Below are 25,816 nucleotides of genomic sequence, written 5' to 3'. Positions count from 1 at the left end.
TAGCTGACGGACCGTCAGGTGACGCCTTCAGGCGACGGTGACGCCGGCCAGCCAGCCCCCGTCGATCACGAACGGCTGCCCGGTGATGTACGAGGAGTCGTCCGAGGTCAGGAACAGCGCCAGCCGGGCCACCTCCTCCGGCCGCCCGATCCGGCCCAGCGGCACCAGCCTGCGGTACAGCCCGTCCAGGGCCCCGGTCCGGCCCTCGCGCCGCGCGTCCGGGTCGAGCAGCGCCGGGTCGGTCATCGCGGTGTCCACCGCCCCCGGGCAGACCGCGTTGACCCGGATGCCCCGCCCGGCCAGCTCCAGCGCCGCGACCCGGGTGAGCCCGAGGACGGCGTGCTTGCCGGCCGCGTAGGCACCCACGGCCGCCATCCCGGTCAGGGCCGTGTACGAGGCGGTGTTGACGATCGTGCCCCCGTCGGGCATGTTCCGGGCGACCGTCCGGATACCGAGGAAGCAGCCGACCTGGTTGACCCGCAGCACCTCCATGAACTCGTCCAGGGGCGTGTCGAGCAGGGAGTTGAAGCGCAGGATCCCGGCGTTGTTGACCAGGCCGTCCACCGGCCCGTAGGTCTCCTCGGCGAGGGCGACGGCCGCCTCCCAGTCCTCCTCCCGGCCGACGTCCAGGTGCGCGTACCGGGCGCCGATCTCCCCGGCCAGCGCCTCCCCCTGCTCGTCCAGCACGTCGGTGACGAGCACCCGGGCGCCCTCGGCGGCGAACAGCCGCGCCTCCTGCTCGCCCTGCCCCCGGGCCGCACCCGTGACGAGCACGACCCGTCCGTCCAGCTTGCCCATGTCACTCCTCGCTGATGAGGGGGCCCACCTCGGCCCCGAACGCGGCGATCTGGTCGGTGAGTTCGGACCGGTCGCGGCTGCGGAACCGCACCTGCACCTGGTCCACGCCCATGGCGCGGTAGGCCCGCAGGGACGCGGCCAGTGCGTCCGCCGGGCCGGTGAGCGTGCGGCGGCCCACCTCCCAGCGGGGGGTGCCCACATACAGCGGTTCGGTGATCGCCCCCGCGGTGAACGGGCCGTCCAGGCCCGCTCGTTCGCGCAGCTCGCGGATGCGGTCGAGCTGCGCGGGCAGCCGCTCGCGGGGGTCGCCCTGGGGCAGCCAGCCGTCGCCCCGGAGCGCCGCCCGGCGCACGGCGGCCGGGGAGGAGCCGCCCACCCACAGCGGTACGGCCGGCTGGGCGGGGCGGGGGCGCTGGCCGAGACCGGAGAAGGCGTGGAAGGTGCCGTGGTGCTCGGGGTACTCCTCGGGCCCCAGCGCGGCCCGCAGCGCGTCCAGGGACTCGTCGAGCAGGGCCCCGCGCCGGCGGAAGTCCACGCCCAGCGCCTCGAACTCCTCCGGTACGTGCCCGGCGCCGACGCCGAGGACGAGCCGGCCCGCGCTGAGGTGGTCGAGGGTGGCGTACTGCTTGGCGGTGAGCAGCGGGTGGCGCAGGGCGACGATCGCCACGTGGCTCAGCAGGCGGACCCGGTCGGTGGCGGCGGCCAGGTAGGCGAGGGTGGCCACCGGGTCGTACCAGACGGTGCTCATCGTGGCCGCGAGGCGGCGCGGGATGCCGACGTGGTCGCAGCTCGCCAGGTAGGCGAAGCCGGCCCGTTCGGCGGCGCGGGCGACGGCCAGCAGATCCTCGGGGCCGGCGCCCGCCTCCCAGGGCTCGGTGTAGAGGGTGCTCTGGGACTGGACGGGCAGCTGCATGCCGTAGCCGAGGGTCACCGGGCACCGCCGGGGCCGGGCCACAGCCCGTCGGGGGTGAGCCCGAGCAGCTCGATGGCGTTGCCGCGCACGATCCGTTCGACGACGTCCGCCGCCAGGTGGCCCATCTGCGCCTCGCCGACCTCACGGGACTTGGGCCAGGTGGAGTCGGAGTGGGGGTAGTCGGTCTCGTAGAGGACGTTGCCGGCGCCGATCGCGTCGAGGTTGCGCAGCCCGAAGGCGTCGTCGAAGAAGCAGCCGTACACGTGCTCGGCGAACAGCTCCGACGGCGGCCGGGTGACCTTGCCGGCGACCCCGCCCCAGGCCCGGTTCTCCTCCCACACCACGTCGGCGCGTTCCAGGATGTACGGGATCCAGCCGATCTGACCCTCCGCGTACATGATCCGCAGGCCGGGGAAGCGCTCGAAGGTGCCGCTCATCAGCCAGTCGACCATCGAGAAGCAGCAGTTGGCGAAGGTGATGGTGGAGCCGACGGCGGGCGGGGCGTCGGCGGAGGTGGACGGCATCCGGCTGCTGGAGCCGATGTGCATGGCGACGACGGTGCCGGTCTCGGCGCAGGCGGCGAGGAACGGGTCCCAGGCGTCGGTGTGCACGGACGGCAGGCCCAGGTGCGGGGGTATCTCGGAGAAGGCGACCGCCCGCACCCCGCGGGCGGCGTTGCGCCGGACCTCGGCGGCGGCCAGCTCCGCGTCCCACAGCGGGATCAGGGTGAGCGGGACCAGCCGGCCGTACGCGGTGGGCCCGCACCACTCCTCGACCATCCAGTCGTTGTAGGCGCGCACGCACAGCAGGGCGAGCTCGCGGTCGGCGGCCTCGGTGAAGGTCTGCCCGCAGAAGCGGGGGAAGGTGGGGAAGCACAGGGCGGACTGGACGTGGTTGACGTCCATGTCCGCGAGGCGGGCGGGCACGTCGTGGGAGCCGGGCCGCATCTGCTCGTAGGTGATCACCTCCAGGCGGATCTCGTCCCGGTCGCAGCCGACGGCGGTGTCCAGCCGGGTCAGGGGTCGGTGCAGGTCCTCGTAGACCCACCAGTCGCCGAGCGGGCCGTCGTCGCCCGGCGCGCCCATCACGGGCCTGAAGCGCCCGCCGAGGAAGGACATCTCCTTCAGCGGGGCGCGCACGATCCGGGGGCCGGTGTCGCGGTACTTCCGCGGCAGCCGGTCCCGCCAGACGTCGGGCGGCTCCACGGTGTGGTCGTCGACGGAGATGATCCGCGGGAACGCGGGGCGTGTGCGCTGAGGCGTCTCCATGGGAGGCACGGTAGCGCTGATCTGACGGACCGTCAGCTGATGGGACGGCCGCTCCGGACGCGGCGGCGCGGTGACATCACGGCGCCGCGGCACGCAGAGAGCTGTAAAGACCTTGTGAACCAGGAGCACCCCCGTGTGATCGGGGCCTCCCACGGCTGACGCATCCGCCGTGCGCAAGGCAGACTGGCGTGGTTGCTCAGTGACAATGGGGGGACTGCATGGACGGTGTGCCGCGAGTGCCGGAGCAGCGGCGGCCCGGCTCCCCGGCGGAGCCCGCGGCGCTGCGCTTGTGCGTGCTCGGCCCGGTGCGCGCCTGGCGCGGCGACCAACCCGTCGCGACCGGATCGCCTCAGCAACGCGCCCTGCTCGCCGCCCTGCTGCTGCGCGAGGGCCGCACCGCCACCGCCGCCGAGCTGATCGACGCGCTGTGGGGCGAGGAGCCGCCCTCGCAGGCACTGGCGGCCCTGCGCACCTACGCCTCCCGACTGCGCAAGGTCCTCGACCCGGGCGTCCTGGTCAGCGAGTCCGGCGGGTACGCGGTGCGCGCCCCGGCCGACGGTTCGCTGGACGTCGTCCTCGCGCAGGAGCTGGCCGCCGACGCGGAGAAGGCACGCGCCGCCGGGGACCTGTGCGCGGCGCGCGCCGGCCTGGACCGGGCGCTGGCCCTCTGGGACGGCGAGGCACTGGCCGGCGTGCCCGGCCCGTACGCGGAGGCCCAGCGGGTCCGGCTGGAGGAGTGGCGGCTGCAACTCCTGGAGACCCGGCTGGACATGGACCTGGAGCAGGGCTGTCACGCGGAGGCCGTCTCGGAGCTGACCGCGCTGACCGCCGCGCACCCCCTGCGGGAGCGGCCGCGCGAGCTGCTGATGCTGGCGCTGTACCGCAGCGGCCGGCAGGCGGAGGCGCTGGCCGTGTACGCCGACACCCGGCGGCTGCTCGCCGACGAACTGGGCGTGGACCCGCGGCCCGGCCTGCAGGAGCTCCAGCAGCGCATCCTGCGCGCCGACCCGCATCTCGCGGAGCCCTCCTCCCCGGCGCCCGAACCGGCACCGGCCCCCGTCCGGCCGGCCCAGCTGCCCGCGACGGTGCCGGACTTCACCGGGCGGGCGTCCTTCGTCCGCGAGCTGGGCGAGACCCTCGCCTCGGCCGAGGGCCGGGTGATGGCGGTCTCCGCGCTGGCCGGGATCGGCGGCGTCGGCAAGACGACCCTCGCCGTGCACGTCGCCCACCGGGCCCGGTCCGCCTTCCCGGACGGCCAGCTCTACGTCGACCTGCAGGGCGCGGGCGCGCGGGCGGCGGAACCGGAGACCGTCCTCGGCTCGTTCCTGCGCGCCCTGGGCACCCCGGATTCGGCGATCCCGGACTCGCTGGAGGACCGGGCGGCGCTGTACCGGTCGGCGCTGGACGGCCGTCGCGTGCTGGTGCTGCTGGACAACGCGCGCGACGCCGCCCAGGTGCGCCCGCTGCTGCCGGGCACCGAGGGCTGCGCGGCCCTGGTCACCTCCCGGGTGCGGATGGTGGACCTGGCCGGCGCGCACCTGGTCGACCTGGACGTGATGTCGCCGGACGAGGCGCTGACCCTGTTCACCCGGATCGTCGGCGAGGAGCGGGTGGCCTCCGAGCGGGACGCCGCGCTGGACGTGGTGGCGGCCTGCGGCTTCCTCCCGCTGGCCATCCGGATCGCGGCCTCCCGGCTGGCGGCGCGCCGCACCTGGACCGTCTCCGTGCTGGCCGCCAAGCTGGCCGACGAGCGCCGCCGGCTGGACGAGCTGCAGGCCGGCGACCTGGCCGTGAAGGCCACCTTCGAGCTGGGCTACGGCCAGCTGGAGCCGGCCCAGGCGCGCGCCTTCCGCCTGCTGGGCCTGGCCGACGGCCCCGACCTGTCGCTGACGGCGGCGGCCGCGGTGCTGGACCTGCCCGTGGACGACACGGAGGACCTGCTGGAGTCCCTGGTGGACACCTCCCTGCTGGAGTCGGCGGCCCCCGGCCGCTACCGCTTCCACGACCTGGTGCGGCTCTACGCGCGTGCCTGCGCGGAACGCGACGAACTCCCCCCGAGCGAGCGGGAGGGCGCGCTGTCCCGCCTGCTGGACTTCGCCCTCGCCACGACGGCGGGCGTCTACGCGATCGAGCGGCCCGGTGACCGGCTGGTGGACCACCTGGCGCCGGCCGGGTATCCGGGACTGGCGTTCGGGGACCGCGAGGCCGCCCGGGACTGGCTGTACACGGAGGCCAACTGCCTGCTGGCGCTCGCCCGCCAGTCGGCGGCCCGCCCGGACACCCTGGACCGGGCGGTCGACCTGCTGTGGGCCGCGCTCGACATCTCGGAGTCGGGGGCCAACCCGCGCGAGTACGCGGCGACGGCCGAGGTGCTGCTGGAGGCGGCCCACCGGTTCGGCGGGCCCCGGGTGCGGGCGCGGGCCCTGATGACGCTCGCCCACGCGCATGTGGACGGCGGCCGGTTCGACCGGGCCGACGAGGGGGCCGGGCACGTGATCCGTCTGGCCCGGGAGGCCGGCGACCTGCTCCCGGCGTCCTGGGCACGCAACGCGCGCGGCATCATCGCCCTGTACCAGGGGCGCAACGAGGACGGCGAGGAGCACCTCTCGCACGCCATCGAGCACTTCCGCACCCTGGGCGACCGCCCCGGCGAGGCCAGCGCGCTGTGCAACCTGTCCCGGATCCACCTGGCGACGGGACGCACCGGCAGCGCGGTCGCCCTGGCCGAGCAGGGCACGGCGGTCTACGACGCGATGGGCAACTCCATGCGCGGGGCCAACGGGCGGTACGCCCTGGGCATGGCGCTCACCCGCAGCGGCGACCTGGACGCGGCGGCGGACCGGCTCGGGGAGGCCCTGGAGGTGTTCCGGGAGAGCCGCCAGCGGCTGTGGGAGGGCATGACCCTGTTCCGGCTGGCCGAGGTGGACATCGCGGCCGGCCGCTTCGGCCGGGCCGCCAGCAACGCGGAGATGGCGCTGACGGTGCTCCGGGGCATCGGCGGGGAGTGGCGGCGCGGCAACGTGCTGACCGTGCTCGGGCACGCGCTGACGGGCGCCGGCCAGACCGGCCGGGCCCAGGTGTGCTGGCGCGACGCCCTGCGCATCTACGAGGAGCTCGGGGCGCCGGAGGCGGAGGCGGTGCGCGAACTTCTGCACCGTGTACCGGCCGTGTGACAACTCGGCACGCCGTTCATCATTCGTTTATCGCCCGGCGCCATGCTGGGTTCCAGTCGATCCGTCGCGTCGGGGGGCAGGCGGGTCGACCGGAGAGGGGCCGCACACCCCGGGGGGAAGGGGCAGCGGTCCGGTGGGCCCGCCCGGGCGTCCTCGGGGGAATGTCCGGACGGGCCCTCGCCGACCACCGACCGACACACCAATGCGACGGGAGCACCCCATGAGCGACGAGCAGGACATCAAGCCCCAGGACATGCACGCCACCGGCGGCACCGAGCCGGGCCCGGCGGCCGGGGACAAGCTCACGGACGGCCAGGCCGGCACGGAGGACATGCACGCCACCTCCGAGCCGCTGGAGACCAAGGACATGCACGCCACGTCGGAGCCGTTCAAGCCGACCCGGTAGCCATCTCCGCACGGGGTCGGGCCGCGGCGGCGCGGAGGGGAGCCGCCGCGGTCCGCTGCCGTGTCCGGGCCGGGGGCGGGGGGGGGGGGGGGGGCCCCCCCCCCCCCCCCCCCCCCAGCCGTGTCTTGACGACCTTGCCGCCGGCGTTGCGCGGCAGGTCGCGGACGAAGACGACCGAGCGGGGCACCTTGTAGTTCGCCATCTCGCGCCGGGACCAGGCGATCAGGTCGTCGGAGGTCAGGGTCGCGCCGCGGCGCCGCACCACGTACGCCCGGCCCACCTGGCCGAGGCGGGGGTCGGGGACGCCGACGACGGCCACGTCCGCCACCTCCGGGTGCAGCCGCAGCCGTTGCTCGATCTCGGCGGGGTAGGCGTTGAAGCCGCCGACCACGTACATGTCGGTCAGCCGGTCCGTGACGCGGAGGTTGCCGGCCGCGTCCAGGACGCCCACGTCGCCGGTGCGCAGCCAGCCGTCGGCGGTGAGCACCGCACGGGTGGCGGCCGGGTCCCGGTCGTAGCCGTGCATGACGTTGAAGCCGCGCACCTGGACCTCGCCGGGCGTGCCGGGGCCGAGCGGGCCGCCGGTGCCGTCCACGACCCGGACCTCGGTCCCGGGGATCGCCCGGCCGGACGTCGCCGCGATCACCGCGGGGTCGTCGTCCCGGCGGCACATGGTGACGATGCCGCTCGCCTCCGACAGGCCGTAGGCGGTGAGGACCGTGGCGACGCCCAGTTCGCCGCGCAGCCGTTCCACCAGGCTCAGCGGGACGACCGCGGCGCCGGTCACCACCAGCCGCAGTGACGTGAGGTCGTGGCCGTCCCGGCCGGGGTGGTCGAGGAGGGCCTGGAGCAGGGTCGGCGGGCCGGGCAGGACGGAGACGCCCTCCGCCGCGATGTGGGCGAGGACCGCGTCCACGTCGAAGACCGGCTGGGGGATCACCGTGGCGCCGCGCATCAGGCAGGCGATCACGCCCGCCTTGTAGCCGAAGGTGTGGAAGAACGGGTTGACGACGAGGTAGCGGTCGCCGTGGCGCAGCCCTGCCAGGCCGGTCCACACGCCGTAGGCGCGCAGGGTCTGGGCGTGGGTGATGGGCACGCCCTTGGGGCGGCCGGTGGTGCCGGAGGTGAAGACCAGGTCCGAGGGGGAGGTGCCGGTCAGCTCCGCCGCCCGCGCCCGCACCCGGTCCGAGCCGACGCCGTCGCCGCCGGCCAGGAAGTCCTTCCAGGTGCCGAATCCGGCGGGGGCGTCCCCGGTGAGGACCACCGCGTGCCGGAGGTCCGGCAGTCCGGGCAGGGGGCCGGTGCCCGGCCCGTCGCCCGCGGCGCGCCGCAGGGCGGCCACGTAGGAGGTGCCGAGGAAGGTCCCCGTCACGAACAGCAGCCGGGCCCCGCTGTCGCGCAGCACGTCCGCCGCCTCCGCGCCCCTGAAGCGGGTGTTGAGGGGGACGAGGACCGCGCCGGCCGTGACCGCGCCCAGGGCGGCGGTGATCCAGGCGGCCGAGTTGGGCGCCCAGAGCGCGACCCGGTCCCCCGGCCGGACGCCGGACGCCAGACAGGCGGCGGCCGCGCGGTCCACGCGGGCGCCCAGTTCCGCGTAGGACAGCCGGGTGCGGCCGTCCACCACGGCCTCGGTGTCCCCGTACCGCTCGGCAGCCCGGGACACCAGGTCCGCCACGCTGGTCCATTCCAGGTCTGCGCGCATCGAACGTCTCGCCTCGCTTCCGGAACGGGAGCTGACTGACCGTCAGATTAACGGTAACCTGACGGACTGTCAGCTGAACTGCCCTCCAGCGTGCGGAGGTACCCCCGGGATGGCCGGACTCAAGGACGCCACCGCGATCGTCGGCATCGGACAGACCGCCTTCGCACGGCACCTGCCCGAGGACGAACGCACCCTCGCCTGCCGTGCCGTGCTCGCGGCGCTCGACGACGCCGGGATCGACCCGGGCGAGGTCGACGCGCTCGCCTCATACACCATGGAGGAGACCGACGAGGTCGAACTCGCCAAGGCCGTCGGCCTCGGCGACCTCACCCACTTCTCCAGGGTCGGCTACGGCGGCGGCGGCTCCTGCGCCACCGTCGGCCACCTCGCCGCGGCGATCGCCACCGGCCAGGCCACCGTCGGCGTCGCCTGGCGCTCCCGCAAACGCGGCAGCGGCCCGCGGCCCTGGCGGAACACCACCCGCCAACTGCCCACCCCCGCCCAGTGGACCCGGCCCCAGGGGCTGCTGCGCCCCGTCGACGAGATCGCCCTGCTCACCCGCCGCTACCTGCACGACCACGGCGCCACCCGCGACCACCTCTTCAACGTCGCCCTCGCCTGCCGCAACCGGGCCAACCAGAACCCGGCCGCGGTCATGTACGACCGCCCGCTGACCCGCGAGATGTACATGACCTCGCGCTGGATCAGCGAGCCGCTGTGCCTGTTCGACAACTGCCTGGAGACGGACGGCGCGCTGGCCTGCGTGGTCGTCTCCCGGGAGCGGGCCCGCGACTGCCGGCGGCCCCCCGTGTACGTCCACGCCGCCGCCCAGGGCCTGCCCGCCCAGCACCACGGCATGGTCAACTACTGGACCGACGACCCGCTGACCGGCCCCGCCTGGACCGCCGCCCGGCACCTGTTCCGGCACGCCGACCCGACCCCCGCCGACATCGACGTCGCCCAGATCTACGACGCGTTCACCCCGCTGGTGCTGCTCTCCCTGGAGGGGTACGGCTTCTGCGGCCGGGGCGAGGGGGGCGCGTTCACCGAGGGCGGGGCGCTGGAGACCGGCGGACGGCTGCCCCTCAACACCGGCGGGGGCGGCCTGGGCGAGGCATACGTGCACGGCTTCAACCTGATCACCGAGGGCGTCAAGCAGCTCCGCGGCACCAGCACCGCCCAGGTGCCGGGAGCCCGCACCTGCCTCGTCACCGCGGGCGAGGGGGTCCCCACCTCGGCCCTGCTGCTGCGCGCCTAGGCGCCCCTGCTTCCGGCACCGCTCCCTCGCCCACGCCTTCGCCCTCGCCCACGCCCACGCCCTCGCCCACGCCCACGCCCACACCCTCGCCCACGCCCACGCCCACACCCTCGCCCTCGCCCTCGCCCTCGCCCGAGAGGAACCGATCCATGACCGACCTCGCCGACCAGGCCGCCGTTCCCGGCACGGCGGCCCTGCTGCGTCCTGTCACCGATGCGGACGGCGCGCCCTTCTGGCGGTACGCGGCCCGCGGCGAACTGCGCGTCCAGGGCTGCGCCGACTGCGGCGCGCTCCGCTTCCCGCCCCGGCCGTGCTGCCCGCACTGCCGCTCCTTCGCCCACGCGTGGCACCGGACCGCCGGACGCGGACGGATCTGGTCCTGGGTCGTCGCCCACCCGCCGCTGCTGCCGGGCTACGCCGACCTCGCGCCCTACCCGGTCGTCCTCGTCGAACTCGCCGAGGCGCCCCGGATCCGGCTGGTCGGCAACCTCGTCGCCCGCCCCGGGGCGCCGATCAACTCGCTGACGGCCGGCCGGATCCGCATCGGGGCACGCGTCCGGGCCGTCTTCCACGACGGGATGCCCCAATGGGTGCCGGAGCACCGGTCGTGAGCGGGGCCGCCGACGCACAGGCGCCGCTGCTGGTCGACACCGGCACCACCCCGGGCGTCGCCGTGGTCACCCTCAACCGGCCCGGCCGGCTCAACGCCGTCGACCTGCGGATGGCGGAGGAACTGCGCGCCCTGTGGCGGGCGTTGCGCCACGACGCGTCGGTGCGGGCCGTCGTCCTCACCGGGGCCGGCGGACGGGCCTTCTGCACCGGCATCGACCGGGACGTCCGCGTGCCCCAGCCCGACCCGCCGTACGCGCAGGACGACCCGCTGCTCGGCATCGGCCCGAAGGCCAACGACCTGTGGAAGCCCGTCGTCGCCGCGGTGAGCGGCCTGGCCTGCGGCGGAGCCTTCTACCTGCTGGGCGAGGCCGAGTTCGTCGTGGCCGACCCGTCGGCCGTGTTCTTCGACCCGCACACCACCTACGGCATGGTGAGCGCCTACGAGTCGGTGCTGATGGCGCAGCGCATGCCGTACGGCGAGGTGGCGCGGATGGTGCTGATGGGCACCGCGGAACGCATGTCCGCGCGGCGGGCCCACGCGATCGGCCTGGTCTCCGAACTGGCCCCGCCCGGCGGGGCGGTGGCCGCCGCGACCGCGTGCGCCGCGGTGCTCGCGGAACAGCCGACGGAGGCGGTGCAGGGCACCGTGCGGGCGCTGTGGTCGGCCGGCCAGGCGTCGCGCGCCGACGGGTTCGCCCTGGCACCGCACCTGGTCACGCTCGGGAACCTGCCCGAGGAGCGGCAGGCGGAGCTGTTCACCGGGCGGGTGCGGGGCACGTTCCGGACCCGGTGAGCCCGCCCGGTCCCGTGCCGCGCCGGCTCAGCGGACGGCCGGCTCAGCGGACGGCCGGCTCAGCGGACGGCCGGTGCCTCGGGCTCGGGCTCGCAGTGCGCGACGCGGGCCGCGCGCTTGGCGTCGCCGCCGACCGGCACCCGCACCGTCACCGAGTCGTCGGCGGGCACGTCGACCTGCTGCCGCCCAGTGGTGATCCGGACACCGGCCCGGTTCTCGAAGACCACCCGGACGGTGAACGAGCCGTCGGACAGGTTGGGGTTGGTGACGCGGACGGTGGCGTGGCGGGCCGACTTCGACGCGCATTTCAGCAGCTCGACGGTGGCGTCGGTCAGGGTGGAGGTGGCGGTGGCGGTGGCGTCGCTGCCGCCGGTGCTGTCCGAACCGGACGAGCCGTAGTCGTAGTCGTCGTCATCGTCGTCGCGGTGGTACCCGCCCGACTTCGGAGAGGAGTCGTGGTTCTGGGAGGAGCTGCTGCAGCCTCCGCCGCCGCCCCCGTCACCGCCCCGGTGGCGTCCCGTGGAGAACCCCGTCAGGGTCAGGACGACCAGAGCCGAAACCGCCGTGAGTCTGAGTGTGTTCCCCCGTAAACGCATGTCCGACAGACTGCCAACACGGTGTCACGGTCATGTCACTGTTGGGCGACCGTCCCGTCATCGGTCGGTCCCGGCGGTGCGGACGGGGCCGGGGACGGCCCGTGCGGCGGGACCGACGGCCCCGCACCGCCCCTCAGGTCGTGCGCGAGGTGCCGGTCCCCTTCTCCGCGTCCAGCGCGTACACGCAGCGGTCCTTGCTGCACGCGTACACCACGCCGTCCCGGACGACCGGGGAACCGGTGATCTCGCCGCCGGTGGCCAGCTTCCAGCGCAGCCGGCCGTCGTCGGCCTTCAGCGTGTAGAGCAGGTGGTCGGTGGACCCGAAGTGGATGCGTCCCTCGGCCACCGCGGGCGCGCCCACGATGTCGCCGCCCGACTGGAAGCGCCACTTGGGCGTGCCGGTCACGGCGTCCAGGGTGTAGAGGCCCTTGCCGCTGCCCACGTGGACATGTCCGGCGGCGACCAGCACCGGCTCGGTCGAGGTGCGCGCCTCGGTGGCGATGCGCCAGCGGTCGCGGCCGTCGGTGGCGTCGAGGGCGTACACGGTGCCCAGGTAGTCGGCGAGGTAGAGACCGCCGCCCGTGACCGCCGGGCCCGGCACGAACGCCGGCGGGGAGAGGAAGACCGCCGGGGCCTCGAAGTGCCAGCGCACATGGCCGCCCGCCACGTCCAGGGCGAGCACCCGGGTGCCGGCGGAGACGTAGACGTAGCCGTCGGAGGCCTGGGTGACGCGGACCGGGACGCCGCCGCAGGAGGCGGCGTCACCGATCGGGTAGGACCAGCGCTCCTCGCCGGTGCGGGCGTCGAGGGCGCGCAGCCGGGCGTCCTGCCAGACGTACACGGTGCCGTCGTGCAGGGCCGGGCCGGCCTCGGGGGTCTCGAAGTCGGTCTGGCAGCCGGTGATCTCCCACAGCTTCTGCCCGGTGGACGCCTCCCAGCCCTGGACGCCGCCGCCCCGGGTGCCGGTGACGACGGTGCCGCGCTCGGCCCGCAGGCAGTACACCCAGGCGTCGGTGGACAGCCGCCACAGGTCGCCGCCCTCGCGGGAGCCCAGGGCGAACAGGGTGGGGCCGTCGGAGGCGTGGATGCGGCCGTCGGCGACCGCCATGGACCAGGCGACGTCCCGGGTCTTGAACCGGCGGCGGCCGGTGGCGACGTCGAGGGCGTGCACCTCGAAGGAGGTGACGTAGACGAGGTCGCCGTCGACGGACGGGGTGCCCCACACGTCGTTGGACATCCGGAACCGCCACGGCCGCCAGCCGCTGGGGTGCTCCGGGGCCGCGGGGGCCGGCGGGGCGGCCGGGTCGGCGCCGTTGACGCCGGGGCGGGGCTTGGACCAGGACGCGGCGAGGGCGGCCTCGGGCGGGGGCGCCGTGACGGCGGCGGCCCGCACGTCGGCCACTCTCGGGCCGGGGCCGATCGGCACCGGCGCGCCCGCCAGCCGCACCGGGCCACTGTCGGGCGCGCCGGCCGGCGCCCCCACCGGTGCGGGCCGGGACGGGGGCGGCGGGACGACCGGGTCGTGCGGCGGCGGGGGCGGCACGGGGGGCCGGGCACCGCCGCCACTGCGTCCCGTGCCGTGGGCGGGCCGCGGGGTCCGGCGGCCGCCCCGGCGGGACTCGATCAGGTGCACCGCCCGCTCGGGCAGCCAGGCGGACGCCGTCCCGCTGTCGTCGGAGCCGGAGCCGAACAGGTGCGGGGCGAGCTGGGCCTGGAGGTCGGCGGGATTGGGCCGGGCCGTGGCGTCCATCTGCATGCAGGACTCGATCAGCGGGCGCAGCTCGTCCGGCAGGCCGTCGAGGTCGGGGCCCTCGCGCAGCAGCATGAAGACCGTCTCGACGGGGTTGGCCCCGTGGAAGGGCGGGTGGCCGGTGGCGGCGAAGACCAGCATCGAGCCGAGCGAGAACACGTCGCTCGCGCCGGTGACGCTGCGCGAGTCCTTGGCCTGCTCGGGCGACATGTAGGCGGGGGTGCCGACGGCGACGTTCGTCATCGTCAAACGGGTGTTCGACACGCCGGACGCGATCCCGAAGTCGATCACCCGCGGGCCGTCCTCGACGACCAGCACGTTGGACGGCTTGAGGTCGCGGTGGACCAGTCCGGCGCCGTGGATGGACTGGAGCGCCTCCGCCACACCGGCGGCGAGCCAGCGCACCGCCTGGGCCGGCAGCGGCCCGCACTCGTTCACTATCTCCTCGAGGGAGGGCGCGGGGACGTACGCGGTGGCCAGCCACGGCACGGCGGCCCGGGGGTCGGCGTCCACCACGGCCGCGGTGTAGAAGCCGGAGACCGCGCGGGCCGCCTCCACCTCGCGCGTGAAGCGGACCCGGAACAGCTGGTCCTCGGCCAGCTCGGTCCGGACCGTCTTGATCGCCACCCGCCGCCCGGACGCCGAGCGCGCGAGATAGACCAGGCCCATGCCACCGGCACCCAGCCGTCCCAGCACCTCGAACGGCCCGATACGCCGCGGATCGTGCTGCGTCAGCTGATCCACCACTTGCCTGCCACCTCCCCGTACGAGTCGCGCCACCGCCTGTGCGCGCGACCGAAGTGCAGCGTCTCACCACCGCACCGCCGCGGCGGCACGCCCCCCGATTCTTCCTGTCCGGCGCGCAGGTTGCGAACCCGGGGACAAAGGGGATGTCCAGCCATATTCACGACATGAGCGGCACGTCGGGCGGGCACTTCAGCGGCGCAGCAGCGCGAAGGACGCCCCCTGGTTGTCGGTGACCACCGCGACGGTGCCGTAGGAGGTCTCGAAGGGCGGGACCTGGACCCGCCCGCCCAGCCGGGTCACCTCCGCCATGGCGGCGGCCGGGTCCTCGGCGGCGAAGTGCACCAGGAAGTGGGGCGGCATCTCGGCGGGGAACACGTCGGAGACGGGCGCACGGCCGAAGTCGGGCTCGGCACCGGGGCCGAAGAGCGCGTCGTGGAAGAGCTCCCCGTAGAAGGTGTTGGCCGCCTCGGTGTCCCGGGTGTACAGCTGCACCCAGGCGAAGGTGCCCGGCTCGCGGCGGCGGCCGAAGCCGCGGTGCTCGTCCGGCTGCCACAGGGCGAACACGGCACCCTCGGGATCGGTGACGAGCGCGGAGGTCCCGAGGCCGTCGACCGGCAGCGGGGCGGAGACGACCTGTCCGCCCGCGGCACGGATCCGCCGGCACATGGCGTCGGCGTCCGGGGTGGCGAAGGACACCGTCCACACGGTGGGGAGCCGGCCGTCGGTCTTCCGCCCGAGGGAGGCGACGGGCTCACCGTCCTTCAGTGCCCGCACACCGCCCGCCGGGCGTTCCTCGAAGGTCCACCCGAAGAGCTCGCCGTAGAACCGCCTGCCCGCCGCCACGTCCGGAAGCTGCACGTCCGCCCAGCACGGGGCGCCCTCCGCGTACTCGGGCTCCCTTGTGTGCCGCGATGCCCTGTTTTCGGCCATGTCGCCAACGTAGCCGGGTCGCACGCAGCCCGCAGACCAGGCACACCAGGCCCCTGGAACCCGCACACCCCATTTGCAGTCGGCCGAATCGCGCTCCCATCGCCCCTCGGTAAGCTGACGACATGACAGGACAAGTGCGTACCGTGGACGGCCGCGTGGCCGGCCGACGTGGGCAGGCGACCCGGCAGAAGCTGCTCGACTGCCTCGGTGAGATGCTCAGCTCCTCCCCCTACCGGGACGTCAAAGTCATCGATGTCGCCAGGAAGGCCGGGACCTCACCCGCCACCTTCTACCAGTATTTCCCGGACGTCGAGGGCGCGGTTCTGGAAATCGCCGACCGGATGGCAGCCGAGGGCGCCGAGCTGACCGAACTGCTCGAGGGCCGGTCCTGGGCCGGCAAGGCGGGCTGGCAGACGGCACAGGAACTCGTGGACGGCTTCCTGGACTTCTGGCGCCGCAACGACGCGATCCTGCGGGTCGTCGACCTCGGGGCGGCCGAGGGCGACAAACGCTTCTACAAGATCCGCATGAAGATCCTCAACTCCGTCAACAACTCCCTGGCCGACGCGGTGGCCGAGCTGCAGGCCAAGGGGCGGGTCGACAAGGACGTGAACCCGGCGGCGATCGCGGGGTCGCTGGTCGCCATGCTCGCGGCGGTCGCCTCGCACCAGAAGGGGTTCACCTCCTGGGGCGTGAAGCAGGCGGAACTGAAACCGAACCTGGCGCTGCTGGTGTACCTCGGCGTCACCGGCAGGAAGCCCACCCGGTAACCGCCCGGCGGCCTCCTTTCTTCTCTCCTTCTCTCGACGTCTCGCAAGTCCTGTCCGGCGGGCGGCGGTTCACTCCGGTGGCCGCCGCCTGTGCCGTTTCCGGGGCGGATCACCCGGCCGCGGTGCCCGGGTCAGGCGGGCAGCGGGCGGTCCTTCACCAGGTGCTTCATCACCAGCGTGGACGTCAGCCGCTGCACACCCGGCAGCGTGGCCAGCCGCTCGTCGTAGAGCCGCTGGTAGGCGGTGAGGTCGGCGGCGACCACCCGCAGCAGGTAGTCCGGCTCCCCGAACAGCCGCTGCGCCTCCAGCACCTCGGGCACGTCGCTGACGGCCCGCTCGAACTCCCGGACCGTGTCCCGGTCCTCCTGCCGCATGGACACGAACACCAGCGCCTCGAAGGCGAGGCCCACCGCGGCCGGGTCGACGACCGCCCGGTAGCCGCTGATCGCCCCCGACCGCTCCAGTTCCCGCAGCCGCCGGTGGCAGGGCGAGACGCTCAGCCGCACCCGCGCCGCCAGTTCGGTCACGGTCAGCCGGCCGTTGTGCTGGAGCTCCGCAAGAATCTTCCGGTCCATGTCGTCCATGGGGGAAATTCTGCCTCAGCAGGCCCAGAGGGCGAAAAAATACGGGAACACATTCGGCCGGAATCCGCCTAATCTCGCCGGCATGGACACCGGGACCCTCCTCTCCTTCCTCGCCCTCGACCTGATGCTGGTGTGCGTCCCGGGTGCCGACTGGGCGTACGCGATCTCGGCCGGGCTGCGCGGGCGGTCGGTGGCGCCCGCGGTCGGCGGCCTGGTCGCCGGGTACGCCCTGCACACCGTGCTGGCCGCGGCCGGCCTCGCGGTGCTCGTCGCGGGCTCCCCGGTCCTGCTCACCGCGCTGACCGTGGCGGGGGCGGGGTACCTGGTGTGGCTGGGCTGGAGCGTCCTGCGCCGCCCGGGCACGCCGGGCGCGGACCGTGACGCCCCGCGGGAGGGCGCGGGCCGGGCCTTCCGCCGGGGCGCGGTCATCAGCGGCCTCAACCCCAAGGGCCTGCTGCTCTACCTCTCGGTGCTCCCCCAGTTCCTGGTCACCGGGGACGGCGCCCACCTGCCGGTGGCGGCGCAGACCGTCGTCCTGGGGCTGGCGCACATGGCGTGCTGCGCCGCCGTCTACCTCACGGTCGGCGTCGCGGCCCGCGCCGTGCTCGGCGCCCGCCCGGCGGCCGCGCGGGCGGTGGTCCGCACCTCGGGGGCGGCGATGCTCGGCATCGGCGCCCTGCTGCTGGTGCAGCGGCTGGCGCTGCTGTGAGCGTGCGGCTCGCGCGCTACGCGCGCTCCAGCCGGATCCCGTGCTCCACGCGCTCCAGCCGGAACAGCCGGATCTCGCGCTCCACCCGCCCCTGATACGCGGCGTACGGCGGCCAGAAATCCAACACCGCCCGCCAGGCCGCCGCCCGTTCCTCCCCCGTCAGCAGCCGGGCCGTGACCGTGATCTCCTCACCCCGCCGGCTGATCCGGGCCTCCGGGTGCGCCAGCAGGTTGTACGTCCAGGCGGGGTGCATACCGCGGCCGAAGTTGGAACCGACGACGAGCCAGCTCCGCCCGCCCTCCTCCGGCAGGCAGGCCAGCGGTGTCCGGCGGCTCCGGCCGCTGCGCGCCCCCGTGGAGGTGAGCACCAGGCCGGGCAGCAGCAGCGTGCTGAGCAGCAGCCTCCCCCGGGTGAGCCGGTGCACCGCGCGGTCCAGCGCCGGGACCGCGTACGGCGCGAGGCGCGCGAAGGCGCGGGTGGCGGACACCTTCTGCACCGCGCGCAGCACCCGTGTCACCGTCCCGCCTCCTCGAAGACGTGCGCCAGGCCGGCCGCGTGCGCCCGGAGCCGGTGGACCGGCCCGAACAGCAGCTCGTCGCCCGCGGCGCGCTTGAAGTACAGGTGCGCGTCGTGCTCCCAGGTGAAACCCACCCCGCCGTGCAGCTGGATCCCCTCGGCGGCGGCGGTGCGCAGTGCCTCCAGGGCCTGGGCGAGGGCCAGCCGCCCCACCTGTTCGCCGTGGGCGGTGGCCCAGGCCGCGTAGTGGGCCGCCGCGCGGGCCGCCCGCACCTGGACGTACACGTCGGCCAGCCGGTGCTGGACCGCCTGGAAGGACCCGATCGGCCGCCCGAACTGCTCCCGCTGCCGGGCGTACTCCACGGTGCGCTCCAGGACTCGCCCGGCAGCGCCCACCGCCTCGGCGGCGACACAGGCGGCGGCGGTGTCCCCGGCCCGGGCGAGGGCGGCCAGGACGCGGGTGCCGTCCGTGCCGCCCGGCTCGCCGCCGCGTTCGCCGCCCGGACCGTCGCCGTCGACGGCGCCGAGCGGTTCGGCCGGGACGTCGCGGAACTGGACGCGGGCCTGCGGGCGAGTGGCGTCGAGGGTGGTGCGCCGGGTGCGGGTGAGGCCGGGCGCGTCCCCGGGGACCAGGAAGAGCAGGGTGCGGGAGCGGGCGTAGCCCCCGGTGTGGGCGGCGACGAGAAGGAGCCCGGCGCTGTGCCCGTCGAGCACCTGGCCGGCCTCCCCGTACAGCCGCCACCCCCCGCCGGCCCGCCGGGCCTGCACGCCGCCCGCGCGTCCTCCGCCCGCCCAGTCGCCGCCGTTGTCCCCGGTGAGCGCGAGGGCGGTGGCGAGGGCGCCGCCCGGTACGGCGAGGGCGGCGGTGAGGCCGCCCGACGCCAGCCGCGGCAGGAACCGCTCGCGCTGGGCGTCGGTGCCCAGGGCGAGCAGCAGGGGCGCGGTGAGCACGGTGGTCGCGAGCAGGGGCGAGGGGGCGAGCACCCGGCCGGTCTCCTCGCAGGCGAGCACCAGGTCGGTCGCCGGGCAGCCGACCCCGCCGTGGCGCTCGGGCAGGGCGAGCCCCGCGAGGCCGAGGCCGGCGAGGGCGTCCCACAGGGCGGGGTCGTGGCCGGCGGGCGTCTCGACGGCGGCCCGCAGGTCCGCCGAGGTGCACCGCGCGCGGAGCAGGTCGGCGAGGGCGCGGCGGACGGCGTCCTGTTCGGCGGTGAAGCGGGCGTCCATGGGCGCCTCCCGATCTGACGGCTCGTCATATTAGGGCGCGGCAGCCGCGATGCCCAGGGGTGCGCGCCCCTCCGGTCGGCGGCAGGGACAACGGTCGGCGGCAGGGACAACAGGGGTCGGCAGGCTTGCACCTGATGTACCGTCAGATACATGGCAGCCCCCCGGAAAGCAGCCGTCGTCGGTGTGGCCCTCTCCGACTGCGGGCGGCTGGACGGCGTCACCCCGTACGCCCTGCACGCCCAGGCGGCCCGCCGGGCCCTCGCCGACGCCGGGCTGGACCGCACGCACGTCGACGGCTTCGCCTCCGCCGGGCTGGGCGTCCTGGCCCCGGTCGAGGTCGCCGAGTACCTGGGCCTGCGGCCCTCCTGGGTCGACTCCACCTCCGTCGGCGGTGCCACCTGGGAGGTCATGGCGGCGCACGCGGCCGACGCGATCGCCGCCGGGCACGCGCGCGCGGTGCTCCTCGTCTACGGCTCCACCGCCCGCGCCGACATCCGCTCCGGCCGCCGCACCGGCACACTCTCCTTCGGCGGCCGCGGCCCGCTCCAGTTCGAGGCCCCCTACGGCCACACGCTCGTCGCCAAGTACGCGATGGCCGCCCGCCGTCACATGGCGGAGTACGGCACGACCGTCGAGCAGCTGGCCGAGGTGGCCGTGCAGGCCCGCGCCAACGCGGCCCTCAACCCGGACGCCCTGTACCGCGACCCGGTCACGGTCGACGACGTCCTGTCCGGACCGGTGATCGCCGACCCGTTCACCAAGCTGCACTGCTGTCTGCGGTCCGACGGCGGGGCGGCCGTGCTGCTGGCGGCCGGGGACGTCGTCCGGGACTGCCGGACGGATCCGGTGTGGGTGCTGGGGACCGGGGAGCACGTCTCCCACGCCGCGATGTCCGAGTGGCCGGACTTCACGGTGTCCCCGGCGGCCGAAAGCGGGCGGCGGGCGTTCGGGCGGGCCGGGGTGCGGCCGGACGAGATGGACCTCGCCGAGATCTACGACGCGTTCACCTACATGACGCTGGTGACCCTGGAGGACCTCGGCTTCTGCCGGAAGGGCGAGGGCGGGGCGTTCGTCGGGGACGGGCGGCTGCGGGTGGCGGGCGGCGCCCTGCCGGTGAACACCGACGGGGGCGGGCTGTCCGCCCAGCATCCGGGCATGCGCGGGCTGTTCCTGCTGGTGGAGGCCGTCCGGCAGCTGCGCGGCGAGGGCGGGGCCCGGCAGGTGCGCCGGCCCGACGGCTCCCTCCCCCGGCTGGCGGTCGCCTCGGGGACGGGCGGCTGGTTCTGCTCGTCGGGGACGGTGGTGCTGGGCCGGGGGTGAGCACCCCATGGTCTTCCCCGGCTGGCGGTCGCCTCGGGGACGGGCGGCTGGCTCTGCTCGTCGGGGACGGTGGTGCTGGGCCGGGGGTGAGCACCCCATGGTCTTCCCCGGCTGGCGGTCGCCTCGGGGACGGGCGGCTGGTTCTGCTCTCGTCGGGGACGGTGGTGCTGGGCCGGGGGTGAGCACCCCATGGTCTTCCCCGCCCGCGGCGCGGGCGGGGCGGCTTTCGGCCGTCCGGGGGAGGGGAGGAACACGGGGCGTGCGGGCCTCGTTGTGCTGCACGCGAGCGCATGACACGCCCGTGTGGACGACCCGACGCTTCCAGCCGCAGGAGGATCCCCCATGGCCCTGAGCCGCACAGAGCGTGAACAGTTCCTGGCCGAGCCCCGTGTCGCCGCCCTGTCCGTCACCGGGGAGGCCGGGCGGGCGCCGCTGACGGTGCCGATCTGGTACCAGTACGCGCCCGGCGAGGACGCCTGGATCCTCACCGGCCGGGACAGCCGCAAGCACCGGCTGATCGGCGCGGCCGGCCGGTTCTCGCTGATGGTCGACCGGCTCGAACCGAGCATCCGCTACGTCTCCGTCGAGGGGCCGGTCGTCGACACCACCCCGGCCACCGTGGAACGCCTGCGGGAGATCTCCGCCCGCTACCTGCCCGCCGCGAAGGTCGACGGCTACGTCGACTACGCCTGGGAGGCCCACGGCGACCAGGTCGTCATCCGGATGCGTCCGGAACGGTGGGTGTCCTCCGACCTCGGCTCGCTCTGACCCGCCCGCCCCGGGGCGGGGCCGGGCTCGCGCGGGGCGCCGGCTCGGGGCGCCCGGCGTCCCCGGCCGGCCCGGCCCGTAGGCCGTCCGCCCGGCCCGTACGCCGTCCGCCAAGCCCGCGACCGACAATGGGGCATGGCTGACGATCTGCACGAGCTGCTCAGGTCCCTGCGGGTGTGGGACCCGGAGGTCACCGAGCTGCCCCCGCTGGACCCGGACACCGCGCCCGGCGAGCCGTTGCCGCTGTTCACGCGCTGGCTCGCCGAGGTGGCCGCGGCCGGGCAGCGCGAGCCGCACACGCCGACCCTGGCCACCGCGGACGCGGCGGGCCTGCCCGACGCGCGCGTGGTGATGCTGCACGGCGCCGACACCGACGGCTGGTCCTTCGCCACCCACACGCACAGCCGCAAGGGCGCCCAGCTGGCCGCCCGCCCCCATGCCGCGCTGGTCTTCCACTGGCCGGTCCTGGGCCGCCAGGTACGGGTCAGGGGTCCGGTCGCGGCGGCCCCGGCCGAGGAGGCGCGGGCCGACCTGCGGGTGCGGTCCACCGGGGCGCTGGCCGCCGCCCTCACCGGACGCCAGAGCGAGGTGCTCGGCTCGGTGGACGAGCTGGCCCGGGCGTCGGAGGCGGCCTGGGAGCGCGCCGCCCGGGAGCCGGACGCCCCCGTGCCGTCCTGGACGCTGTACCGGCTGCGCCCGGACGAGGTGGAGTTCTTCCAGGGCGACGCCCGCCGCCGCCACGTCCGGCTGCGCTACCGGCGGGTGCCGGAGAGCGCGGGGAGCGCCGGAAGCGCGGGGAGCACCGGGGCCAGGACGCCGGACGACGCCGGAAGCGCGGGGAGCGCCGGGGACGGGGAGCGGGCGGCGGAGCGCTGGACGCGGGAGCTGCTCTGGCCGTGAGCCGCGCCGCCGCCCCGTGCGTTCCCCCGCCGGGGGCCTACGCCGTGAAGTCGTACACCGCGAAGTCGGCGACCGGGCGGTAGCCGATGCGCTGGTAGAGGGCGTTGCTGGTGGGGTTGGCCAGGTCGGTGAAGAGCAGGACCTCCTCGGCGCCGTCCGCCGCCACGGCCCGGCTCACCTCCGCCGTGGCCGCGCCCGCGTAGCCGCGCCCGCGCAGCGGCGGCGGGGTGTACACGCCGACCACCCGGCTCTGCCCGGCCACGATCGGGGAACGGCAGGCCATGGAGACCGGGGTGCCGTCGGGGGTCTCCCAGAAGGTGGCCTGTCCGCCCGCGACACGGGCCCGGGCCCAGCCGTCCGGGTCCTGGAGGTGCACCTCGCCCAGCTCCGTGCAGAAGTCCACGTACCAGCGGGCCAGTTGGGCACGGTCCGCCGGTCCCGCCAGGCGCGCACGGCCGGGCGGCACCGGCTGCGGCACGGTCAACTCGCCCAGGCGGTAGAGCCGCTGGCGTTCGCCGACCGTGGCCGAGGAGCCCGTCCGGCGGGCCCAGGACTGTGCGAAGGCGGCGGCGGTGGCCCGCTCACCCTGCACGCCGGGCAGTGCCCGGCCGAGGTCCAGGAGGTGCGCGGCCAGGGCGTCCGCCTCCTCGGCGGACAGCTCCGTGAGCTGCAGCCGGTGCGGCGGGGTGCGCAGAAAGGCGGCCCGGACGGCCCCGTCGCGTTGAAGGACACCGAACTCGGGGATGCCGTCACCGTAGGTGTGCGGTCCGCGCGTGCGGAGCGCCTCGGTGACGGTGAGCATCAGGGTGTGCCGGGCGGTGCGCGACCGGAGGAAGGATCCGGCCCGGGCGAGGAAGGCGTCGACGTCTCCGGGACGATGCCAGTGCGTGGTGTCCATGCCTCATGATGCCGACCGGCCGTGCCCCGGCGCCTCCGGATTCCGCCCGGGCCCGCCGTGCCGTGCGGGCGCGGGGTACGACGGCTCCGGGTCCGTGGCCAGGCGGGCGTGCAGGTGGGCGTCGCGGAAGGTGTCCCGGCGGCCGGACTCGAACAGCGCCCCGCGCAGGGTCCCTTCGAGGGGGAAGCCGCACCGCTCGGCGATCCGGCAGGACGCCTCGTGGCCGACGACGTGGCCCAGTTCCAGCCGGTGCAGGCCGAGTCCGGTCAGCGCCCAGTGCGCGGTCAGCAGCAGGGCCCGGGTGGCGACGCCCCGGCCGCGGGCCTCCGGGAGGACCCAGTAGCCCACGCGGGCGTGTCCCAGGGCGGGGTGGATCTCGTTCAGGCCGATGTGCCCCAGCGTCGTGCCGTCGGCGGCGTCCATGACACGGAACGACGCCGTGGAACCCTCCGCGTCCCGCCGGGCCCGCCCCCGCAGGGCGGCCCGGGCGGCGGCACGGTCCGTGGCCGGCTCCAGCGGCGTGTTCCAGCGCAGGAAGTCCGGGTCGGTGGTGCCGCGCAGCCAGGTGTCCGCGTGGGCGGCCGAGCCGGGGTCCCAGCGGCCCAGGCGGAGCCCGTGGCCGTGGAGTACGGGGCGGGCGGGGGACGCGAGGGGGCGGGGCGGTGCGGTCCGCCCGTCGGTGTGGGCCATGCGGCCATTCAAGCGGGCGGTGCCGCACGGAACACCGGAATTCCGTCCCGGAAGCAGACCGTGAGAGCGGCTCCGGACCGCAGGCCGGATCCGTCGTACGGCGCCGCGCCGGCCTCCGGGGCGCCGGCGCGGGAGGGCCGGCCGGCGGGCCGCGGGGCCACGATCTCCGTCATCATCCGGGGTCCCTCGGCGAGGTCGACGACGGCCGGGACGTAGGGGGTGCGGCCGGCGAAGGGCGGCAGGTCGGTGCGGTGCACGACGGACCAGGTGTAGAGGCTGGCCCGGCCGCTCGCCCTCTCCCAGGTGACGTCCTCGCTCCAGCAGTGGGGGCAGAACTCGCGCGGGTAGTGGTGGGCGCGTCCGCAGGCGCGGCAGCGGCGGATCAGCAGGCGCCCCCCGGCGGCGGCGTCCCAGTAGGTCCGGGTGAAGGCGTCGGCCTCGGGCCGGCCGTCGGGGGCCGGCATCAGAACAGCCCCAGCGCGCTGTCCAGCGACCAGGTCTGCCAGGACATCCCGAACAGGGCGACCAGCGAGATCAGGGCCATCATCGCGTTCTGCCCCTGCTCGGCCCAGTCGTGGATCATGAGCGTGAAGTACAGGGTGTTGAGCAGCAGTCCGCCGGCCAGTGCGACCGGGGTGAGGAATCCGCCGACCAGGCCCAGGCCGAGGGCCAGTTCCGCGTGCACGACGACGTGGGCCATGAGGCGCGGGCGGGGGGCGACGACCTTCTCGAAGCCCGCCCGGACGGGCCGCCAGCGGTGCGCGGCGGCCACCTCGGCCGCCCACGCGATCCCGGTGCCCCGCTCGAACCACCCCGTGCGGTCCTTGTGCCGCCAGCTCTCCAGCCACCACAGGCCGAGACCGATGCGCAGCACGGCCAGCCATGCGGCGCCGCCGAGCCCGATCGTCTGGACGTCCATGGGCACACCCGCTCCCGGCCGAGACCTGCGACCCGCCATATCTGACGGTACGTCAGTTCAGCGGACGGGGAGCGGATGCGCAAGACGGCCGCAGAAACGGCGCCTCCGACGACGCCGGACCCGGCGGGCGGGGCGGACCGGGTCAGGCCGGGCCACGTCGACCGGGACGGGCCTCTTTCCCGCTCAGATGTGATCAATCCGCAACCAATTCCGGTCTTGACCGAGACCCATCAAGCAGGTGCGCGCATACGCTCGCGTTCATGACCGACTCCGCCTCCCACAGATCCGCCCCGCCCGCGGGACCGCAGCCCGCCGACCGTCCCGTCTACGTGATCGGGGGCGGCCCGGGCGGACTCGCCGCCGCCCAGGCCCTGCGCGCCCGGGGCGTACGCGCCGTCGTCCTGGAGCGGTCCGACGCCGTGGGCACCTCCTGGCGCCACCACTACGACCGGCTGCGCCTGCACACCACCCGGCGCCTGTCCGCCCTCCCGGGCCTGCCGATGCCCCGCCGCTTCGGCCGCTGGGTCTCCCGGGACGACGTCGTCCGGTACCTGGAGAAGTACGCCGAGCACCACCGCCTGGAGATCGTCACCGGGGTGGAGGTCGACCGCGTCGAGCGCACCCCCGACGGCACCGGCTGGCTGCTGCGCGCCACCGGCGGCCGGGAACTGACCGGCGCCGCGGTGGTCGTCGCCACCGGCTACAACCACACGCCCCGGGTGCCGGACTGGCCCGGCCGCGCGTCGTACACCGGCGAGCTCCTGCACGCCCACGCCTACCGCAACGCGGCCCCGTTCGCCGGCCGGGACGTGCTCGTCGCGGGCGTCGGCAACACCGGCGCCGAGATCGCCGTCGACCTGGCCGAGGGCGGCGCCTCGCGGGTGCGGCTGGCCGTGCGCACCGTGCCGCACATCGTGCGCCGCTCGACGGCGGGCTGGCCCGCGCAGTACTCGGGCGTGCTGGTGCGCAGGCTGCCGGTCCGCCTGGTCGACCGGATCGGCCGGGTGCAGGCCAGGGTGGCCGTGCCGGACCTGTCGGCGCACGGGCTGCCCCGGCCCGACACCGGGCTCTACAGCCGCGTGCTGGAGGGTGCCATCCCGGTGCAGGACGTGGGCCTGATCGACGCGGTGCGCGACGGCAGGGTGGAGATCGTGGCCGCCGTGGAGGGCTTCGAGGACGGCGAGGTGCTGCTCGCCGACGGCACCCGCATCGGGCCTGACGCGGTCGTCGCGGCCACCGGCTACGTCCGCGCCCTGGAGGGCCTGGTCGGCCACCTGGGCGTGCTCGACGACCGGGGCAGGCCGGTGACGCACGGCGGCCGCTCCCCGGACGGCGCGCCGGGGCTCTACTTCACCGGTTTCACCAACCCCATCAGCGGCAACCTCCGCGAGATGGCGCTCGACGCGCAGCGCATCGCCCGGGCGGTGCTGCGCCGCGGCGCCCCGGGGGTGTCCCGGCTGCCCGGGTGACGTCCGCCCGCGCGGACGGTCCTCGGCTGCCCCTTCGTCGACTTCCCCCGGTCACAGCCATTCCTGACGCGACGTCAGTTCAGTAACCTGACAGAGCGTCAGG

At 75.4% G+C, this 25,816-nt stretch carries 25 protein-coding genes; 11 read left to right on the top strand and 14 right to left on the bottom strand.

The features are described 5' to 3' along the window. Window positions 1–27 precede the first annotated feature (27 nt). From ACIRPP_RS07415 to ACIRPP_RS07405, 3 genes are read right to left on the bottom strand one after another with little or no spacing between them, the layout of a single operon-like run. Complete coding sequence (locus ACIRPP_RS07415) at window positions 28–798, bottom strand: SDR family NAD(P)-dependent oxidoreductase (RefSeq protein WP_403638762.1); 771 nt, start codon at window positions 796–798, stop codon at window positions 28–30. A gap of 1 nt (window position 799) precedes the next feature. Continuing rightward, complete coding sequence (locus tag ACIRPP_RS07410; RefSeq protein WP_403638760.1) at window positions 800–1,711, bottom strand: TIGR03619 family F420-dependent LLM class oxidoreductase; 912 nt, start codon at window positions 1,709–1,711, stop codon at window positions 800–802. Window positions 1,712–1,725: 14 nt separating this feature from the next. Further along, window positions 1,726–2,979 carry an amidohydrolase family protein gene (locus ACIRPP_RS07405; protein WP_403638758.1) on the bottom strand — a complete coding sequence of 418 codons (1,254 nt, stop codon included), beginning with the start codon at window positions 2,977–2,979 and terminating at the stop codon, window positions 1,726–1,728. A gap of 218 nt (window positions 2,980–3,197) precedes the next feature. Between ACIRPP_RS07405 and ACIRPP_RS07400 the strand changes: the two genes are divergently transcribed. Next, complete coding sequence (locus ACIRPP_RS07400) at window positions 3,198–6,152, top strand: BTAD domain-containing putative transcriptional regulator (RefSeq protein WP_403638756.1); 2,955 nt, start codon at window positions 3,198–3,200, stop codon at window positions 6,150–6,152. Window positions 6,153–6,372: 220 nt separating this feature from the next. Then, the gene (locus tag ACIRPP_RS07395; protein ID WP_164334543.1) at window positions 6,373–6,558 is read left to right on the top strand and encodes a hypothetical protein; all 186 of its coding nucleotides are present in this window, start codon (window positions 6,373–6,375) and stop codon (window positions 6,556–6,558) included. Here the strand turns inward: ACIRPP_RS07395 and ACIRPP_RS07390 are convergent. Further along, window positions 6,542–8,260: a FadD3 family acyl-CoA ligase gene (locus tag ACIRPP_RS07390; protein WP_403638754.1), complete on the bottom strand. Its 1,719-nt coding sequence runs from the start codon at window positions 8,258–8,260 to the stop codon at window positions 6,542–6,544. The two genes, ACIRPP_RS07395 and ACIRPP_RS07390, sit on opposite strands and share 17 nt — an antisense overlap. Window positions 8,261–8,369: 109 nt before the next feature. Here ACIRPP_RS07390 and ACIRPP_RS07385 point away from each other — a divergent pair, with 109 nt between their 5' ends. The 3 genes from ACIRPP_RS07385 (at window position 8,370) to ACIRPP_RS07375 (ending at window position 10,923) form a co-directional block, all read left to right on the top strand. After that, a complete protein-coding gene (locus tag ACIRPP_RS07385) occupies window positions 8,370–9,518 on the top strand; it encodes a lipid-transfer protein (RefSeq protein ID WP_403638752.1) in 1,149 nt (382 codons plus the stop codon). A gap of 194 nt (window positions 9,519–9,712) precedes the next feature. Continuing rightward, complete coding sequence (locus tag ACIRPP_RS07380; RefSeq protein ID WP_403639169.1) at window positions 9,713–10,129, top strand: Zn-ribbon domain-containing OB-fold protein; 417 nt, start codon at window positions 9,713–9,715, stop codon at window positions 10,127–10,129. Beyond that, window positions 10,105–10,923 (top strand): enoyl-CoA hydratase/isomerase family protein, encoded by an 819-nt coding sequence (locus tag ACIRPP_RS07375; protein WP_403638750.1) that lies wholly within the window; start codon window positions 10,105–10,107, stop codon window positions 10,921–10,923. Before ACIRPP_RS07380 ends, ACIRPP_RS07375 begins: the two co-directional genes overlap by 25 nt. 59 nt (window positions 10,924–10,982) lie before the next feature. On the opposite strand, the gene ACIRPP_RS07370 is transcribed toward ACIRPP_RS07375, so the two are convergent. The 3 genes from ACIRPP_RS07370 to ACIRPP_RS07360 all read right to left on the bottom strand — a co-directional run bounded on the left by ACIRPP_RS07370 (window position 10,983) and on the right by ACIRPP_RS07360 (window position 14,946). Beyond that, a complete protein-coding gene (locus ACIRPP_RS07370; RefSeq protein WP_403638749.1) occupies window positions 10,983–11,519 on the bottom strand; it encodes a hypothetical protein in 537 nt (178 codons plus the stop codon). Window positions 11,520–11,652: 133 nt separating this feature from the next. After that, window positions 11,653–14,016 carry a PQQ-binding-like beta-propeller repeat protein gene (locus ACIRPP_RS07365; RefSeq protein ID WP_403638747.1) on the bottom strand — a complete coding sequence of 788 codons (2,364 nt, stop codon included), beginning with the start codon at window positions 14,014–14,016 and terminating at the stop codon, window positions 11,653–11,655. A gap of 189 nt (window positions 14,017–14,205) precedes the next feature. Next, window positions 14,206–14,946, bottom strand: coding sequence for a VOC family protein (locus tag ACIRPP_RS07360; RefSeq protein ID WP_403638745.1), 741 nt, complete (start codon window positions 14,944–14,946; stop codon window positions 14,206–14,208). A gap of 134 nt (window positions 14,947–15,080) precedes the next feature. Between ACIRPP_RS07360 and ACIRPP_RS07355 the strand changes: the two genes are divergently transcribed. Then, complete coding sequence (locus ACIRPP_RS07355; RefSeq protein ID WP_403639167.1) at window positions 15,081–15,716, top strand: TetR family transcriptional regulator; 636 nt, start codon at window positions 15,081–15,083, stop codon at window positions 15,714–15,716. 131 nt (window positions 15,717–15,847) lie between these two features. Here the strand turns inward: ACIRPP_RS07355 and ACIRPP_RS07350 are convergent, their stop codons facing one another. Next, entirely contained in the window at window positions 15,848–16,300 is a 453-nt protein-coding gene (locus tag ACIRPP_RS07350) for an Lrp/AsnC family transcriptional regulator (RefSeq protein WP_164337968.1), read from the bottom strand. Between the two features lie 82 nt (window positions 16,301–16,382). Here ACIRPP_RS07350 and ACIRPP_RS07345 point away from each other — a divergent pair, with 82 nt between their 5' ends. Further along, entirely contained in the window at window positions 16,383–17,009 is a 627-nt protein-coding gene (locus ACIRPP_RS07345) for a LysE family translocator (RefSeq protein WP_403638743.1), read from the top strand. 16 nt (window positions 17,010–17,025) lie between these two features. Here ACIRPP_RS07345 and ACIRPP_RS07340 read toward each other — a convergent pair whose 3' ends face one another. Continuing rightward, window positions 17,026–17,526, bottom strand: a complete 501-nt coding sequence (locus ACIRPP_RS07340; protein ID WP_403638741.1) for a nitroreductase family deazaflavin-dependent oxidoreductase — start codon at window positions 17,524–17,526, stop codon at window positions 17,026–17,028. After that, on the bottom strand, window positions 17,523–18,749 hold the full coding sequence (locus ACIRPP_RS07335; RefSeq protein WP_403638739.1) for an acyl-CoA dehydrogenase family protein: 1,227 nt from the start codon (window positions 18,747–18,749) through the stop codon (window positions 17,523–17,525). Before ACIRPP_RS07335 ends, ACIRPP_RS07340 begins: the two co-directional genes overlap by 4 nt. Before the next feature lie 150 nt (window positions 18,750–18,899). Between ACIRPP_RS07335 and ACIRPP_RS07330 the strand changes: the two genes are divergently transcribed. The 3 genes from ACIRPP_RS07330 (at window position 18,900) to ACIRPP_RS07320 (ending at window position 21,737) form a co-directional block, all read left to right on the top strand. Next, a complete protein-coding gene (locus ACIRPP_RS07330) occupies window positions 18,900–20,069 on the top strand; it encodes a thiolase C-terminal domain-containing protein (RefSeq protein ID WP_403638738.1) in 1,170 nt (389 codons plus the stop codon). A gap of 342 nt (window positions 20,070–20,411) precedes the next feature. Beyond that, window positions 20,412–20,837, top strand: a complete 426-nt coding sequence (locus ACIRPP_RS07325) for a pyridoxamine 5'-phosphate oxidase family protein (RefSeq protein ID WP_403638736.1) — start codon at window positions 20,412–20,414, stop codon at window positions 20,835–20,837. Window positions 20,838–20,972: 135 nt separating this feature from the next. Continuing rightward, window positions 20,973–21,737, top strand: a complete 765-nt coding sequence (locus ACIRPP_RS07320; protein WP_403638734.1) for a pyridoxal 5'-phosphate synthase — start codon at window positions 20,973–20,975, stop codon at window positions 21,735–21,737. A 37-nt stretch (window positions 21,738–21,774) separates the two neighbouring features. Here ACIRPP_RS07320 and ACIRPP_RS07315 read toward each other — a convergent pair whose 3' ends face one another. From ACIRPP_RS07315 to ACIRPP_RS07300, 4 genes are read right to left on the bottom strand one after another with little or no spacing between them, the layout of a single operon-like run. Beyond that, window positions 21,775–22,635 (bottom strand): GNAT family N-acetyltransferase, encoded by an 861-nt coding sequence (locus ACIRPP_RS07315; RefSeq protein WP_403638733.1) that lies wholly within the window; start codon window positions 22,633–22,635, stop codon window positions 21,775–21,777. Window positions 22,636–22,638: 3 nt separating this feature from the next. After that, entirely contained in the window at window positions 22,639–23,325 is a 687-nt protein-coding gene (locus ACIRPP_RS07310) for a GNAT family N-acetyltransferase (protein WP_403638732.1), read from the bottom strand. Window positions 23,326–23,333: 8 nt separating this feature from the next. After that, on the bottom strand, window positions 23,334–23,789 hold the full coding sequence (locus tag ACIRPP_RS07305) for a Zn-ribbon domain-containing OB-fold protein (protein ID WP_403638731.1): 456 nt from the start codon (window positions 23,787–23,789) through the stop codon (window positions 23,334–23,336). Then, on the bottom strand, window positions 23,789–24,244 hold the full coding sequence (locus ACIRPP_RS07300) for a DoxX family protein (RefSeq protein ID WP_403638729.1): 456 nt from the start codon (window positions 24,242–24,244) through the stop codon (window positions 23,789–23,791). The genes ACIRPP_RS07305 and ACIRPP_RS07300 overlap by 1 nt, the downstream gene beginning before the upstream one ends. A 260-nt stretch (window positions 24,245–24,504) precedes the next feature. On the opposite strand from ACIRPP_RS07300, the gene ACIRPP_RS07295 reads away from it, so the two are divergent. After that, window positions 24,505–25,713, top strand: a complete 1,209-nt coding sequence (locus tag ACIRPP_RS07295; protein ID WP_403638727.1) for a flavin-containing monooxygenase — start codon at window positions 24,505–24,507, stop codon at window positions 25,711–25,713. Window positions 25,714–25,816: the final 103 nt, after the last annotated feature.

It is taken from the genome of Streptomyces sp. NPDC101219 (assembly GCF_044767675.1).
In the GTDB taxonomy this organism is placed as follows: domain Bacteria; phylum Actinomycetota; class Actinomycetes; order Streptomycetales; family Streptomycetaceae; genus Streptomyces.
This window is presented reverse-complemented; position numbering and strand designations above follow the sequence as displayed.